This is a genomic window from Cupriavidus sp. CuC1 (assembly GCF_044627735.1).
Taxonomy (GTDB): Bacteria; Pseudomonadota; Gammaproteobacteria; order Burkholderiales; family Burkholderiaceae; genus Cupriavidus; species Cupriavidus ulmosensis.
The window spans coordinates 1-14,444 of record NZ_JBIUHC010000131.1; the positions used below are offsets into that span (position 1 = coordinate 1).

15 protein-coding genes are annotated in these 14,444 nt (G+C 62.4%); 6 read left to right on the forward strand and 9 right to left on the reverse strand.

Annotated elements, in window-relative coordinates:
• A partial coding sequence (locus tag ACGLHR_RS38350) for a hypothetical protein (RefSeq protein ID WP_400100655.1) occupies positions 1-272 on the forward strand: 272 nt, incomplete at its 5' end.
• Here the strand turns inward: ACGLHR_RS38350 and ACGLHR_RS38355 are convergent.
• Positions 269-3,430, reverse strand: coding sequence for an efflux RND transporter permease subunit (locus ACGLHR_RS38355; protein ID WP_400100657.1), 3,162 nt, complete (start codon positions 3,428-3,430; stop codon positions 269-271). The genes ACGLHR_RS38350 and ACGLHR_RS38355 overlap by 4 nt on opposite strands.
• A 12-nt stretch (positions 3,431-3,442) precedes the next feature.
• A complete protein-coding gene (locus tag ACGLHR_RS38360; protein WP_400100658.1) occupies positions 3,443-4,573 on the reverse strand; it encodes an efflux RND transporter periplasmic adaptor subunit in 1,131 nt (376 codons plus the stop codon).
• A 233-nt stretch (positions 4,574-4,806) separates the two neighbouring features.
• On the opposite strand from ACGLHR_RS38360, the gene ACGLHR_RS38365 reads away from it, so the two are divergent.
• Positions 4,807-5,244: a MerR family DNA-binding protein gene (locus tag ACGLHR_RS38365; RefSeq protein ID WP_318237515.1), complete on the forward strand. Its 438-nt coding sequence runs from the start codon at positions 4,807-4,809 to the stop codon at positions 5,242-5,244.
• A gap of 749 nt (positions 5,245-5,993) precedes the next feature.
• A complete protein-coding gene (locus ACGLHR_RS38370; RefSeq protein WP_400100661.1) occupies positions 5,994-6,734 on the forward strand; it encodes an SDR family NAD(P)-dependent oxidoreductase in 741 nt (246 codons plus the stop codon).
• Between the two features lie 105 nt (positions 6,735-6,839).
• Here ACGLHR_RS38370 and ACGLHR_RS38375 read toward each other — a convergent pair whose 3' ends face one another.
• On the reverse strand, positions 6,840-7,418 hold the full coding sequence (locus ACGLHR_RS38375; RefSeq protein WP_400100663.1) for an NnrU family protein: 579 nt from the start codon (positions 7,416-7,418) through the stop codon (positions 6,840-6,842).
• A gap of 417 nt (positions 7,419-7,835) precedes the next feature.
• The gene (locus tag ACGLHR_RS38380; RefSeq protein ID WP_400100665.1) at positions 7,836-8,060 is read right to left on the reverse strand and encodes a hypothetical protein; all 225 of its coding nucleotides are present in this window, start codon (positions 8,058-8,060) and stop codon (positions 7,836-7,838) included.
• 278 nt (positions 8,061-8,338) lie between these two features.
• Here ACGLHR_RS38380 and ACGLHR_RS38385 point away from each other — a divergent pair, with 278 nt between their 5' ends.
• On the forward strand, positions 8,339-8,836 hold the full coding sequence (locus ACGLHR_RS38385; RefSeq protein WP_400100666.1) for a VOC family protein: 498 nt from the start codon (positions 8,339-8,341) through the stop codon (positions 8,834-8,836).
• Positions 8,837-9,149: 313 nt separating this feature from the next.
• On the opposite strand, the gene ACGLHR_RS38390 is transcribed toward ACGLHR_RS38385, so the two are convergent.
• Positions 9,150-9,731, reverse strand: coding sequence for a TetR/AcrR family transcriptional regulator (locus ACGLHR_RS38390; protein ID WP_400100668.1), 582 nt, complete (start codon positions 9,729-9,731; stop codon positions 9,150-9,152).
• Positions 9,732-9,955: 224 nt separating this feature from the next.
• Here ACGLHR_RS38390 and ACGLHR_RS38395 point away from each other — a divergent pair, with 224 nt between their 5' ends.
• A complete protein-coding gene (locus ACGLHR_RS38395) occupies positions 9,956-10,732 on the forward strand; it encodes an SDR family NAD(P)-dependent oxidoreductase (RefSeq protein ID WP_400100670.1) in 777 nt (258 codons plus the stop codon).
• 108 nt (positions 10,733-10,840) lie between these two features.
• On the opposite strand, the gene ACGLHR_RS38400 is transcribed toward ACGLHR_RS38395, so the two are convergent.
• Positions 10,841-11,491 (reverse strand): LysE/ArgO family amino acid transporter, encoded by a 651-nt coding sequence (locus ACGLHR_RS38400; RefSeq protein ID WP_400100672.1) that lies wholly within the window; start codon positions 11,489-11,491, stop codon positions 10,841-10,843.
• Positions 11,492-11,564: 73 nt separating this feature from the next.
• Between ACGLHR_RS38400 and ACGLHR_RS38405 the strand changes: the two genes are divergently transcribed.
• Positions 11,565-12,461, forward strand: a complete 897-nt coding sequence (locus ACGLHR_RS38405) for a LysR family transcriptional regulator ArgP (RefSeq protein WP_400100674.1) — start codon at positions 11,565-11,567, stop codon at positions 12,459-12,461.
• 161 nt (positions 12,462-12,622) lie between these two features.
• On the opposite strand, the gene ACGLHR_RS38410 is transcribed toward ACGLHR_RS38405, so the two are convergent.
• The 3 genes from ACGLHR_RS38410 to ACGLHR_RS38420 are packed head-to-tail and all read right to left on the reverse strand — an operon-like array spanning position 12,623 to position 14,035.
• Positions 12,623-13,222 (reverse strand): GNAT family N-acetyltransferase, encoded by a 600-nt coding sequence (locus ACGLHR_RS38410; protein WP_400100676.1) that lies wholly within the window; start codon positions 13,220-13,222, stop codon positions 12,623-12,625.
• Positions 13,104-13,610 (reverse strand): hypothetical protein, encoded by a 507-nt coding sequence (locus ACGLHR_RS38415; protein WP_400100678.1) that lies wholly within the window; start codon positions 13,608-13,610, stop codon positions 13,104-13,106. The genes ACGLHR_RS38410 and ACGLHR_RS38415 overlap by 119 nt, the downstream gene beginning before the upstream one ends.
• 17 nt (positions 13,611-13,627) lie before the next feature.
• Entirely contained in the window at positions 13,628-14,035 is a 408-nt protein-coding gene (locus ACGLHR_RS38420; RefSeq protein ID WP_400100679.1) for a hypothetical protein, read from the reverse strand.
• Positions 14,036-14,444 lie beyond the last annotated feature (409 nt).

The following is a 14,444-nucleotide window of genomic DNA, read 5'->3' on the forward strand; positions in this document are numbered from 1 at the left end:
GCCATCGCAAGGGTCTGTTGTTTCATCCGCATTTAACGATTCACCGCCCAACGGCGTTGACCTTTTTCAGCGTAGCCTTAACCTGCGCATGGCGTTTGCTTCTCCAGGGAAATCGTTTATTGGCCCACCACCGCCGGTTGCGCCTGCACCGGCGACCCGAGCATTGGCGCATGCGAGGGCGGCTGGCGGCCGTCGTCGTCGATGCCGTAGGCGTTGCGCCCGGAGTCGAGAATGCCCAATCGGTAAACGAATCCGCACTTGCCGAGCTTTAGCCATGCGCCATGCTGCCCTCACCATGCTGGACCAGCTTGCGGCCGGACAGCTTGCGCAGGCCGACGTAGAACACCGGCGTGAGGAACAGGCCGAACAGGGTCACGCCGAGCATCCCGGCGAACACGGTGATGCCGGTGGCCGAGCGCACCTCGGCGCCTGCGCCATGCGAGAGCACCAGCGGAACGGTACCGGCGATGAAGGCCACCGAGGTCATCACGATCGGGCGAAGGCGCAGGCGGCAGGCTTCGAGCGCGGCTTCGACGATGCCCTTGCCCTGGAATTCCAGCTCGCGCGCGAATTCCACGATCAGGATCGCGTTCTTGCACGCCAGGCCCATCAGTACCACGAGGCCGACCTGCACGAAGGTGTTATTGTCGCCGCCGAACAGCTTGACACCGGCCAGCGCCGAGAGCATGCACATCGGCACGATCAAGATCACCGCGAGCGGCAGCACCCAACTCTCGTACAGCGCAGCGAGCACGAGGAAGGCCAGCAGGATCGCGACCGGGAACACGAGCAACGAGGCCGTGCCCTGGGTGGCTTCCTGAAAACTCAGGTCGGTCCACTCGAAGCTCATGCCGTTCGGCAGCACCTTGCGGGCAATCTCGCTGATCTTGTCCATCGCCTGCGCGGAGGACAGCAGAGCCGGGTTGGCCTCGCCGACGAAATCGGCGGCCGGATAGCCGTTGTAGCGGATCACCGGATCGGGGCCGTAGCTCTGCTTGATGTTCACCATCGAGCCGATCGGCACCATCTCGCCCTGCGCGTTTCGCGTCTTCAGGTTGGTAATGTCCTCGACCTTTTTGCGGTAGTCGCCCTCGGCCTGCGCATACACACGCCAGGTGCGGCCGAAAAGATTGAAATCGTTGACGTAGGTCGAGCCGAGATAGACCTGCAAGGTCTTGAACAGGTCGCTCAGCGCCACGCCCTGGGTCTTGGCCTTGACGCGGTCGACGTCCACGTCGAGCTGCGGCACGTTGGACTGGTAGCCCGAGAACGGGAAGCCCATACCCGGCTCCTTCATTAACGCACCTTGCAGCGCGCCCACGCCTTGCTGCAGCACGCCGTAGCCGCTGCCGGCGCGATCCTCGACGAACAGCGAATAGCCGGCGCCGTTGCCAAGGCCGAGGATCGGCGGCGGCATCATCACGAAAGCCATGCCTTCCTGGATCGTGTTGAGCTTGGCCTGGATCGCGCCGGCGATCTGCTTGGCGCTGACGTGGCGCTCGTCGAACTTCTTCAGGATCACGAAGGCTATGGCGTAGTTGGGCGTGTTGGTGAACTGGGTCGGGTTCAGGCCGGCGAACGAAACCGCGTGAGCAACGCCTTCGGTCTGTTGGGCCATTTGGACCATTTGCTTCACCACGGCGTCGGAGCGGCTGATCGAGGCGCCCTCCGGCAGTTTCACGCCAGCGATCAGGTAGAGCTTGTCCTGGGTCGGGATAAAGCCGCGCGGCACGGTGTTGAACATCAGGCCGCTGCCCGCGAGCAGCACCGCGTAGACCGCGAACGCCACGCCGCGGCGCTTGAGGATGCGCGACACGGAGCCCTGATACTTGTCCGAACTCGCCTTGAAGAAGCGATTGAATGGGCCGAACACCCAGCCGAACGCGCGTTCGATGCCGCGCGAGATGGCGTCCTTGGGCGCGCCGTGCGCGTGCAGCAGCTTGGCCGCGAGCGCCGGCGACAGGGTCAACGAGTTGATCGCCGAGATTACCGTCGAGATCGCGATGGTCACCGCGAACTGCTTGTAGAAGGTACCGGTGACGCCGGTCAGGAAGGCCATCGGCACGAACACTGCGCACAGCACCAGCGCGATCGCCACGATTGGCCCGGAAACCTCTTTCATAGCCTGGTGCGCGGCTTCCAGAGGCGTGCGGCCTTCCTCGATATTGCGCTCGACGTTCTCAACCACGACGATCGCGTCGTCGACGACGATGCCGATCGCCAGCACAAGGCCGAACAAGGTCAGTGTATTGATCGAGAAGCCGAGCACATACAGCACAGCGAAGGTGCCGACTACCGACACCGGCACCGCGATCAGCGGAATGATCGAGGCGCGCCAGGTCTGCAGGAACAGGATCACCACCAGCACCACCAACAGGATCGCCTCGCCCAGCGTATGCACCACAGCCTTGATCGAATCGCGCACGAAGATCGTGCTGTCGTAGTCCGAGCGGTAGGTCATGCCCGGCGGGAACTGCTTGGCCAGCTCGTCCATCTTCGCAATCACTGCATCGCGTACGGCCAGCATGTTGGCGCCCGGCGCCTGGAATACGCCGATCGCCGTGGTGTACCTGGCGTCGAGCGCGCCGCGCAAGGTGTAGTCGCTGGCGCCGAGTTCGATGCGCGCCACGTCGGCAAGGCGCACGACCTCGCCGTTGGCGCCGGTTTTGAGCACGATGTTGCCGAACTCCTCGGCCGATTGCAGGCGGCCCTGCGCATTGATGGCGATCAGGAAATCGCTGCCGCCCTTGATCGGTTCGGCGCCAAGCTGGCCGGCCGAGACCTGGATGTTCTGATCCTGCATCGCGCGGACCACGTCGCCCGCGGTCAGGCCGCGCGAGGCGACCTTGTTCGGATCGATCCAAACGCGCATCGCGTAGTCGCCGCCGCCGAACATTCGTATCTGGCCGACGCCAGGCAGGCGCGCGAGTTCGTCCTTGATCTTGATGTTGGCGTAGTTACGCAGGTAGAGCGCATCGTAGCGGCCGTCCGGAGAGTACGGCGTGACCATGACGGCAAAGGTCGGCGACTGCTTCTGCGTGGTCACGCCGAGCGCGACCACTTCCGAAGGCAGGCGCGACAGCGCCTGGGCCACGCGGTTCTGTACGTCGACCTGGGCCCGGCTGGGATCCGTGCCTGGCTCGAACGTGATCGTCATCTGCAAGACGCCGTCGGAACCGGCCACCGATTTCATGTACATCATGTGCTCGGCGCCGTTGATCTGCTCCTCCAGCGGCACCGAGACGGTTTCGGCGATCACCTTGGGATTGGCGCCGGGATAGGTCGCGGTCACGACCACGGTCGGCGGCACCACCTCGGGGTATTCGCTGATCGGCAGCAGCGGGATCGCGATCAGGCCGGCGACGAAGATCACGATGGACAGCACTGCCGCGAAGATCGGGCGGTCGATGAAGAATCTGGAGAAATTCATGGCACGCTTTCCTTACTTCGCCGCGATCGGGGACAGCGCGGCAGGCGGCGCTGGCGGCGCGCCCATAACCACCTTGCTGGCGTTTACCGGCGCGCCCGGGGAGAAGATCTTCTGCAGGCCGGTGACGATGACCTTGTCGTTCGGCGCGAGCCCGGACTGCACAATGCGCATCCCGTCTGCGAGGCCGCCGAGCGTAACGTCCTTGCGCAGGGCCTCGTTTTTCGGGCCGACCACATAGACGTACTTGCGGCCCTGGTCGGTCATGATCGCCTTGTCGTCGATCAGCATTGCCCTGAACTCGGCGCTGCCCTCAAGCTGCACGCGCGCGTACAGACCCGGGGTGAACGCACGGTCGGGATTCGGCACCACCGCACGCAGGATGATCGTGCCGGTGGCCGAGTCGACCTGGTTGTTGACGAAGTTGACCGTGCCGGAATACGGAAAGCCCATGTCGTTGGCGAGGCCGACGCGCACCGGATTGGCCGAGTCTGGCCGCTGGCCTTTGCGCGCGAGTGCCGCGTAGCGCAGGTAGGTCTGCTCGTCCGGCTGGAAGTAGACATAGACCGGATCCTGCGAGACCACGCTGGTCAGCACGCTCTGGTCGGCCTGGGCCAGATTGCCGACCGTCAGCATGGCGCGGCTGACGCGCCCGGCGATCGGCGAGCGCACCTCGGTGAAGCCGAGATTGAGCTTGGCCGTGGCCAGCGCCGCCTCGGCCGCGCGCACGTCGGCGTCGCCCTGGGCCAGGCCGGCGCGGCGCGTGTCGACTTCCTCGCCAGAAATCGCGTTGGCCGCGATCAGCGTCCGTGCGCGCCGCTCCTGCGCGCGCGCCAGTTGCGCCGCCGCGCGTGCACGTTCGAGCTGCGCCGCCGCGCTGTCGTAGGCGGCCTTGTACGGGCGCGGGTCGATCACGAACAGCAGATCGCCGGACTTGACCTCGTGGCCTTCTTTGAACGCGATGCGCTCAATGTAGCCGCTGACCCGCGCGCGCACCTCGACCGCGTCGGTGGCGGCGATGCGGCCGGTGAATTCGTCCCACTGGCGCACGGGTTTGATCACGACCTGAGCCGCGCTGACCTCGGCCGGCGGCGCCGCCGCCGCGTGCGCGCTACCCTTGCTACAGGCGGGGAGAACGGCGGCCATCACGGCCGCGGAAAAAAGGGAGAATCCCGCGCGCAACAACGCGCGATAACGCGGCGAGCAAGGCACGATCGTCTCCTTGATTTAGTTGAAGCTAACTTTAACTTTAGATAAATTTCAGCTTAAGTCAAGTGGTCGCGGTGGGTCCGTTGTTCCGGACACTCTGCCGCAGGCGGCGACGAAACCCCGTGACGCACGCCCTTGCGCGAACCGCATCGGCCGTTCATGATGGGAACGTGAACACAAAAGCCTCCACCATGACTGCTTCGCCCAAACCGAAGGCTGCCGCCCACGACTCGCCGCACCGTAACGAACTAATCAGCATCCGCGATATGACGCAGCAAAGCGGCGTGCCGGCATCCACGCTGCGCTACTACGAAAAGCTCGGGCTGATCGCTTCCGAACGAGAGGGTAGCGGCGAGCATCGCCGCTACCGCGAACTGGTTCTGCAGCGCATCAACTACATTACGCTGGCCCAACGCGCCGGATTCAGCCTGGAGGAAATCGCCGGGCACCTCGCCAAGCTGCCGGCGAACCAGTTACCCTGCGGGAAAGATTGGAAGCCGTTGTCGCGCCTATGGGAGCAGCGCATCGATCAGCGAATCGCCGAACTTGAGCAGTTGAAGATCGAATTGAGGCACTGTACGACCTCTGCGGCCAATTGCTCTGCATGAGGCGAGTTCAAGTCTTGAGCCGGCACATGGCGAACTGGCTTTGCATCAAGGCGGATCCAGCGAAATCGCCGAGACAGTCCCAGAGGATGTGTCGATTGATGGTCGGTTAGCCAATTCACAAGTTGATTTTCTGACCCGACGCCGCCAGGTGTCTGGCATTCGCGAGAGCTCCACCAGCGTGAGTGGCTGCCGGAACCAAGCCGCAACGGCCCCGGCAATTGGGGGGGGGGCGCCGACGGTCCGTTTTGTGAGGCAGAGCCGACGTCCGAATGCCACGTGACAGGGCCAGCCAACGGCTGCTCATGGCCGACTCCGGTCCAACGTCGAACCCGCCCGATAGCGGACACCCGCCATCATCGTCTTGTTGCCACGAGTGGCAGTTATGGCCCGGAGCGGACATTCCACCGTCTCCATGGCGGCCGTTCTTTTCGTCGTTTGCCCCCCTCCTGCTATGCCCGAGAGGCATGCCTCCCTGCATACAAGGTCTTTGTCGCACTTTCCACGGAAGCCTATAGTCGTTGCACCACTGGATCAAAAGTGGCGTTACGAAGAAGTTCGTTGGTTTGATTGCAGAAACCCTCACAGGCGAAGGCTGTACTGTCGTCGACGCCAGGAAGCGAGCGAAGCTGGTCATCGCCGATCTTCGTGATGTGGTTCCGGTTCTAAAAAGGGTCCGGGCAAAGACAACGGTCAATCATTAACTGGATGAGTGACGCGGTGAATCACTCACGGAAATCTTAGGAAATCACATGTCTAAGTTAGCTCAAAAAGTGGCACTCGTTACCGGTGGTTCACGCGGCATCGGTGCGGCAATCGCGAAACGTCTGGCGGCGGATGGAGCGAGCGTGGCCTTGACATACGCGAAGGACGCCAGCGCGGCTTCGGCCGTGGTCAAAGAGATTGAACTCAACGGGGGAAAGGCTATTGCGATCCAGGCGGACGCTACTGACGTCGAAGCTGTCGAGGCTGCTGTCGAGAGAACTTTTGCGACCTTCGGGCGGCTGGATGTGCTGGTGAACAATGCCGGCACGGCCATTCCGAAACCGTTCGAAGACACGACGCTGGAGGAGATGGATAGAGTGATCGACATCAACATCCGCGGCGTATTCGCTATGACCAAGGCTGCGCTGAAGCACCTGAGCGATGGTGGCCGCATCATCATGATCGGTTCGGCGGTGGGCGAGCGTGCCATTGCGCCCGGGCTGGTGCCCTACGCGGCCACGAAGGCGGCGGTCAGGATGTTCACCCAGGCGCTGTCCAGAGAGTTGGGAGGCCGGGGCATCACGGTCAACAACGTCCAGCCGGGGCCGATCGATACAGACCTGAATCCCGCCTCAGGCGATTGGGCGGTGCCGCAGAAGGCCGCCACAGCGCTCGATCGCTACGGGCGCGTCGAGGAGATCGCCGCAATGGTAGCGTTCGTCGCCGGCCCGGAGGCCTCATACATTACCGGGGCGAATCTTACGGTGGATGGCGGGATGAATGCCTGAGCCTGGGCACATATTCGGCCTATGGATTTGAAGAAGGGCGACGTCCGTGCGGGCGCGACGGGGAGTCGATGAGCTAACGGAGTCGGCTCTGAGACGGTCCGCCGCTCAGAGGTACGCTGGCACGCCGGCCAACCATCCGTGAAGCACGAATGCGAACAGAGTCCAACTCGCGAGCCCGATGACAACAGCAGCAGCATCGCGCGCGAGTGTTCCGGCTGGGTAGCGCGTCCCCGCCAGCCGGTCGCGGCGGCGCGCCGACGCGAAATCCGCCACCGCCCAGACCAGGAAGGCGCCGAATAGCACAACCGCAGCAAGCGTTCCATTCGCAAGCAGGTGTGCCAACGCCCAGATCTGGACGCCTATGACCATTGGATGGCCGAGCACCGCCTTGATGTGGTTACCAGGCACGTACGCTGCTGCGATTAGAACGAAGGCCAGTACGGTAAGTAACGCGGTGACATGACGAGCCCACATCGGCGGTGTCCAGAGGACCACGGGGTGCCCGCGAGCCAGCCCGAATCCCCAGACGATCAGTACCAGTCCGACGACCGAAGCCAAGGAGTACAGACCTTTCCAGCCGTTCGGACCCACGCGAGCAATCTGCGCCGTGCGCCAAGGCTCTGCGACAATGCGGACCGAATGCACGGTCAGAAAGATCAACAGTCCTAGTAGCAGTACCATCATGTTGACACCCCACTATGCCAACGTACTCCATGGATTGCGGCGCCATCGGAGAAGAGAACAATTTTTTTTCAAGGTTCGCCTCGCGACTCTGCAACACTCAAGGGCATATCTGGTGCTCCGTGTGGTGCTCCGCTTATCTGGTACTCCGCTTATGTGGTACTCCGCTTATGTGGTACTCCGCTTATGTGGTGCTCCGCTCGCGATCCTCCAACGGCAGACCTGGGCGGTTAAGACCTGCTAAATCTCTAGGCCAAACTCGTTTGAGTATAGTGGTTGAACTCTCAATGTCCACTGGAATTGGGGCGCCAGCTCCAGTGGGCGCCTCGCTCCTTGTTTAGCGCGCGGCCGCCGCACGAGAATGAATACACGTCCGCGGTGGCCCAACGATCCTTGTTCGAACGCGGCGTCCCTCTCTATTCAGTCAGCCATCTTCACGCCAAGACCTACGTCTTCGGAACACAGGCCGTTATTGGTTCTGGCAATTTCTCGAACTCCTCCCAAGGGCATATCGGTGAGCCCGGCATCCTTACCGGCGATGCTGCCGCAGTTGCCGCCGCGCGCAGATTTGTCATGGAACCACGGGAGTCTGGCCATGTCATGAATCAGCAATTCTTGGGTAGCATCGAGCGCATCGCCATCCAAAGCGATCCTTTGTCCTCTAGCCGTCGAAGAGCCAGGACAGAGGGGCCTTTGGCGCCTGCAAGGCCTGATGGGTAGACGAGCAGTCATCCAAGCCGAGGTTGGCGATCGTCTCTTTATCGGCCGAGGAACGGCCGTTTGCCAGCCAGGGACGAACGGCCCTTGTCGACCCTCAGTGGTCATTTGGGGCATCAGATTTGAGGTAAGGTCCCGCGAAGTGGACGATTGGAGTTATCTTGACGGTGGCGGATGCCGGTGCTCAACTCTTCAGGAGACACGAAATGACCAGCAAGAACACGATCTGTTTGTGGTACGAAGGCGGCGCCGTTGACGCCGCAAACTTCTATGCCGAGACATTCCCCGACAGCGCTGTCGGCGCCGTCCTCCGCGCACCGGGCGACTATCCCGACGGCAAGCAGGGCGATGTCCTGACGGTTGGGTTCACCGTCGTCGGCATCCCCTGCCTCGGGCTGAACGGCGGCCCGCATTTCAAGCACAACGAGGCCTTCTCTTTTCAAATCGCGACGGACGACCAGGCCGAAACCGACCGCTTGTGGAACGCGATCGTCGGCAATGGCGGCCAGGAAAGCGCATGCGGCTGGTGCAAGGACCGGTGGGGATTGTCATGGCAGATCACCCCGCGCGCCCTCACCGCGGCGATATCCGACCCGGATCGCGCGGCGGCCAAGCGCGCATTCGACGCAATGATGACCATGAAAAAGATCAACATCGCCGCGATAGAGGCGGCACGGCTGGGTCGAAACCTATCCGCAAGTTGATGGAGCGTGTCCCGGGCGTTCTCCCCTGTTCAGATCTGAGGGGATGGCTGACCGACCGGTTCTGGTCGGAAGGGGCTTCGTAGTTCCCTGTCGACCGTCCGCTCCCGACCCGAGGCGGACATCCGGGGGAGGAGCTAATCGGGGAGCAGTCGGCGAGGCACGCAGAGAAAGCTTACTGTCACCCGTGTCTCGGTCAATGAAGAGGGTGTCGGTAGATGTGTGCCATTGGCCCGCCGTCGCGACATGGCCCTGACGCGAGCGTGCGACGCGAAAACGATCAGTATTACCGATCTTGGTATGAGCGTCTAAAGCGCTAACGGGCGCCGCCGTCCTGCGTCATGACCATCGCGAGCGAGGCGGAAAGAATCGACTTCGCCAGCTTGTCGTCGTCCACCGCGCGCGCGAGCGTAATCGCTCCCACGATGGTCGCGACGATGCCAAGCGCCGCGTTTTCGTTGTTACCGGATGTAGCCTGCGCTATCCGTGCCGCCAATTTCCGTACGTAGCCAGTAAGTAGTTCCCGGATGTCGGGATCCACATGCCGCGCCTCTCCTGCAAGCGCGCACAATGCGCATCCGTTGCCTGGATTTTTCACGTGACGCTCATTGAGGAAGGCCTCGGCAATAGACTGCAGCGGGGTTTTCGCCTGCTTGCCCGACCCCGCGGCAAGAGATGCGAGGCGCTTCTCGCTTTGAATGACCGCGTGCTCAAGTGCTTCCACGATCAACGCATCACGCGACGAAAAATGGCCGTAGAACGCCCCGTGCGTTAAACCCGCGCTGCGCATGCAGTCGGCGACGCCAAGAGCCTCAATGCCGTGTTCGCGGATCTGCCGCGACGCGTTCTCCAGAATGCGCTCCCTGCTCTCAGCCTTCTGTGCCTGCGAATAACCCATTCTTCGCCTCGTCCCTCTTGACAACTTGCATTACGCGCATAATACTGAATTTCTGCATGACGATCAACATACAGAATTGCGCTGTTAGCGATGGTCAGTCAGGTCAGATCGGATGCGGCTGCTGTCCGGCGCTGCATGGCAAGTTCCCAGGTTCTCGCGTCGCCAACAGGCGCCGCTTTCGGCGCGATCTCGCGTCGTAACACGCAATGCAAAGGAGAAGGATCATGCGCTTTAGTGGAAAAACCGCACTCGTAACCGGCGGCAACAGTGGGATTGGCTTTGCTGCGGCGAAGCTTTTGATTGCCGAAGGTGCCCGTGTTGCGATCACCGGACGCGATCGCGCAAAACTGGACGAGGCGGTGTCCGAACTGGGCGAAAACGCCCTTGGCATCCAGGCGGATCTCGACGACGACGCCGCGATCGAATCGATGTTCAAACAGATTCAGGACGCCTTCGGGTCGCTCGATATCGTGTTCGCCAATGCCGGGATTTCCGGTCCCACGCCGCTCGGCGGCACGACATCTGCTGCGTTCGAGGCGATTCTTCGCACTAATCTCACGGCGGTCTTTCTCACGGTTCAAGGGGCCCTTCCGTTGATGAGCGCAGGCGGCTCAATTGTCCTGAACGGCTCGGTGATGCGCGAACTGGGCTCGCCGGGATCGGCCGCTTACTCCGCAACAAAGGCCGGCGTCACTGGAATGGCGAAGGTGTTTGCGTCCGAACTCGTTCAGCGTGGCATCCGGGTGAATACCGTTATCCCTGGCGGCACGCGCACGTCGATCTGGACGCGCGGCGCGAGAGTCGGCGCGACGCTGGAGGAGATCGAAAACGCGCTCGCGCCAGGCGTTCCGATGGGTCGCCTGGCCACACCGGAAGAGGTTGCCAAGGCGGCGCTGTTCCTCGCGTCCGATGATGCTTCGGGCATTACAGCGGCAGAAATCGTCGTCGACGGCGGCACGACCGGTGCCCCCCGAGGCGCACCTCTGTTCCGCAAGGGGTGAAGGGCTTTAGCCATCGCCGCCATGGTCGGCCGCGACCATGCGCCGGCCGAGGTGGCGCCTTCGTGGCGCCCCCTGCATGCCTCCTGCGGGGGCTTCAATGAGAACGCCTCAAAATCCTTTGAGGGCGTGACGCACCAGCAGAGCGGACAGCACGAACATGGTCATACCGATCAGGCCATCCAGCACCTGCCAGGCCCTCGGCCGGGCGAACCAGGGCGCCAGCCAGCGTGCGCCAAATCCCAGAAGCCCAAACCAGAACAGGCTGGCCAAGCTTGCGCCCGCCACGAACCAGCCCTGTAGCGCCGCGGGTTGCTGGGCACCAATGCTGCCCACCAGCAACACCGTATCCAGGTAAACATGGGGGTTGAGCAGCGTGAAGGCAGCCGCCTGCGCCAGTGCGGCACCCCGGCTGAGATCCTCCCCACCCTCAGATGCTTTCAATTGGTGCGAATGCCGCGCACGTCGCAGAGCCTGCCATCCATATACCGCCAGGAAGATGGCCCCGGCCAGCGACAGTGCACGCGCAAGGCCGGGGCTTTCCCCCAAGGCCTGGGCCATGCCCATGACACCCGCGGCAATCAGCAAGGCGTCCGCCATGGCGCAGAACAGCACCACGCTGCCCACATGCTCACAACGCAGACCCTGGCGCAGTACGAATGCGTTCTGCGCGCCGATGGCCACGATGAGCCCCAGGCTCAAGGCCAGGCCCTGGAGGGAAACGGATAAGGCGAGCGAAGTGGTGGCAAGCGAGGTGATCATGCGTGGAGCTTGCCTGCACTTGCGAATGAAGACAAACTACCTTTTCTTCATTCGGTTTAGCTAAACTTATCTGATGCTTGATTACTCCGCTCTATCCGCATTGGCTGCTGTGGTTCGGGAGGGCAGCTTCGAGCGTGCAGCCCGCGCGCTCCATGTGACGCCATCGGCGATATCGCAGCGGATCCGGCTGCTGGAGGAGCGCGTAGGCTGCGCGCTGGTGGTGCGCGATCAGCCCTGCCGGGCCACGGAGACGGGGCGACGACTGTGCCAACACGTTGACCGTGTGCGGCTGCTCGAGCAGGCGTTGCAGGGGGCTCTACCGGCGCTTGCTCCGGAGGGCATTGCACGGGTAGCGCTACCCATTGCGGTGAATGCCGACAGCCTGGCCACGTGGGTCGCCCCGGCCATCGCGGCCTTTGCTGCAGAAAGTCCCGTGTTGATGGAGGTGACGGTGGATGACCAGGAACACACCACCGAGTGGTTGCGCAGCGGCGCAGTGCTGGCCGCCGTGACGGCCACAGCGCGTCCTGCCGCAGGCTGCAACAGCCGCCCGTTGGGCTCCATGCGCTACCTGGCGGCCGCCAGCCCGGCATTCGTGCAACGCCATTTCGCCGACGGCGTGGGGGCTGGCAGTCTGGCGAAGGCGCCCAGCCTGGTGTTCAACACCAAAGACGAGTTGCAGGCGCGCTGGGCGCGGCGTTTATGCCATCGGCATGTGGAGCTTCCCCGGCACACGTTGCCTTCGCCACAGGCCTTTGTGACCGCAGCCGTGGCAGGCATGGGCTGGGGCTTGCATCCGAAGGCACTGATCGCCCCTCATCTTCAGGACGGCTCACTCGTCGAGTTGGTGCCGAACACCCCGCTGGACGTACCACTTCACTGGCAACACGCACGCGCGGCGTCAGGGTTGCTCGATGGTTTGAGTCGCGAGGTTCTGGCCGCCGCCCGTGCCGCTCTGCTACCGCCCTGACTTGCATCGGATCAGGCACGTGTTGTCTGAATCAGATGTATGTCTGCTTCTGGGCCGGGAGGGGCCCTTGGCCATCAGGCGTCGGTCGTCGTATGCCGACCCGGAACCGTCATTCGAAAACCTCGATGGCGGGCGTTCAAAGATGCGGCAATACACGTCCTTTATATTTGCGAATCAGCGTTACCGGAGGAGATCGACGCGGTTCCCAATTCAGCAATCGAGTGATCGGCGTCGCGAACGGAGGGTCGCAGGTGACACTCAAGATGCAGCAGATCGTACCAGATGCCATGAAGCTTCATGCTACGTCTAGCTGTCCCGTACACTGCAAAACCATTGCGTGTCAGAACACGAGAAGACGCCTGATTTTCAGGCCTGACCGTGGCCTCGATTCGCCATAGGTCAAAATCATCACGAGCCTTGCTTAACACTAGCTCAACTGCTTTGGTCGCATATCCGTCACCCGCGAAGCGCTCGCCGATTCGATATCCGAGCGACGCCTTGTTAAAGTAAGGGCGTGTCACGCCGCCAAGGTTGACTCGTCCAGCAATCACTTCTTTTCGCTTTACCAGAAACTGATATGTCCTATCAGCGGATGCGTCCTCTTGAGCTGTCGCATTGCTTGCCGAACTGACCGACCGGCACTCACTCGCGCATGGCAGGCAAATGGAGCTTGCTGGGGATGTCCCGCCCCTGGGCATCCAAGCACGGCTTGCTGCCGATCCCTTGACTATTCGGATTGTTGTTGAGTGCGACGGCGCCATACTCGAAGCAACGTTTGGATTCGAACACCAGCGCGGTTGTGGCACCCAGCGGATCAAACTCGATGATCAAACGGCGGTAGCGCATGTTCGCGGTGCCGACTACGCCTGCTCCTGAACCTGCGGCCACGAGCACGGCGAGACCGCCAGAGGTGTAGGTGCTGGCATACGCTATCCAGGACTCGTCAATCGCCACGACGTCGGGCTCGCCCAGCAGCATTAACACATCCTCGCGCGTGGTCTCACCCGCCTTGATGGCCACCGGAGCCGTGGCTGCGACATTCTCGCGGCTGTCCCGATCATAGCCTGGTGGGATGGGGATCGGGCAGCCGGCTAGCAGCAACGCCGCACTGCCTGCGCCAGCGATGGACCAGTACGCATGCGAAGACATTGCATTTCCTTCCCCGGTCAGGGCGAGTTTGGAATCGACCGGATCCTGACCAGGGAGTGGCGCCGCAGCACGCCATGCTCGTCAAAGGCGAGCACCAGGCTGTACTTGCCATTCCATTCCTTGCCGCTACGGTGCATCAGGATGTAGCCGGCCTGGTCCTCGTCCAACAGATACGTATGAATGCGCCCGGCCTCAAACGTTGCACTGGGTTCGGCCAGGTGCAGGTAGACGTCTTCGCGCGTCGTCGAACCGTCTTGCAGGAATGACAGGAGCTGCGGAGTGCCGACCACCGGTGTCCCGCAAGCTACCAAGAGAATGGCGAGACAGCCGGCGGCGAAGAAAAAGGCGGTCCGCGACATGCTGCGGCCTTGGCAGCCGTTGGCAGCGGTCGCGTGCAACCGCTGGCGTTGGCCGTCTCGTCGCATCCCACTCTCCTCAGCTTACTGCACCTAACATAGACGATATGGCGCAGAGCGCAATTGGCGGATGCTCGCGGGTGCGCCACCGATCACGCGGCTCATGCCGCCCATTCGGGACGTCGTTCGACCGCCGCTATGGCGGCGGGTCTTCAATGTTGACGGTTTGCGGAACGTGGAAACAGACGGGTTGACTTTTCGGGTGTCTGCTTTGGCCGATTATGCCCTTCGATCATGTGATGCTTGCTTATCAACCTGTAGCTGCCATTGGTCGTCTTAACTCTTAACTTGAACGGAGGCATCAGTCGCTAGTGAGGTAGTGGACAGGAAAAACTGCCCCAATGGACTAGTCTTGACAATATCGCCCAGCTACCGATGCAAGCCGGCGGCCTTGCCTTGCGCCGCTTAACGTGGCCGT

Coding starts and splice junctions, on each gene's coding strand:
- ACGLHR_RS38415 (WP_400100678.1), bottom strand. CDS start 13,610: ATGTCTTCGCATGCGTACTGGTCCATCGCTGGCGCAGGCAGTGCGGCG.
- ACGLHR_RS38420 (WP_400100679.1), bottom strand. CDS start 14,035: ATGCGACGAGACGGCCAACGCCAGCGGTTGCACGCGACCGCTGCCAAC.
- ACGLHR_RS38370 (WP_400100661.1), top strand. CDS start 5,994: ATGTCTAAGTTAGCTCAAAAAGTGGCACTCGTTACCGGTGGTTCACGC.
- ACGLHR_RS38385 (WP_400100666.1), top strand. CDS start 8,339: ATGACCAGCAAGAACACGATCTGTTTGTGGTACGAAGGCGGCGCCGTT.
- ACGLHR_RS38395 (WP_400100670.1), top strand. CDS start 9,956: ATGCGCTTTAGTGGAAAAACCGCACTCGTAACCGGCGGCAACAGTGGG.
- ACGLHR_RS38405 (WP_400100674.1), top strand. CDS start 11,565: ATGCTTGATTACTCCGCTCTATCCGCATTGGCTGCTGTGGTTCGGGAG.
- ACGLHR_RS38410 (WP_400100676.1), bottom strand. CDS start 13,222: ATGGCGCCGTCGCACTCAACAACAATCCGAATAGTCAAGGGATCGGCA.
- ACGLHR_RS38360 (WP_400100658.1), bottom strand. CDS start 4,573: ATGGCCGCCGTTCTCCCCGCCTGTAGCAAGGGTAGCGCGCACGCGGCG.
- ACGLHR_RS38400 (WP_400100672.1), bottom strand. CDS start 11,491: ATGATCACCTCGCTTGCCACCACTTCGCTCGCCTTATCCGTTTCCCTC.
- ACGLHR_RS38375 (WP_400100663.1), bottom strand. CDS start 7,418: ATGATGGTACTGCTACTAGGACTGTTGATCTTTCTGACCGTGCATTCG.
- ACGLHR_RS38355 (WP_400100657.1), bottom strand. CDS start 3,430: ATGAATTTCTCCAGATTCTTCATCGACCGCCCGATCTTCGCGGCAGTG.
- ACGLHR_RS38390 (WP_400100668.1), bottom strand. CDS start 9,731: ATGGGTTATTCGCAGGCACAGAAGGCTGAGAGCAGGGAGCGCATTCTG.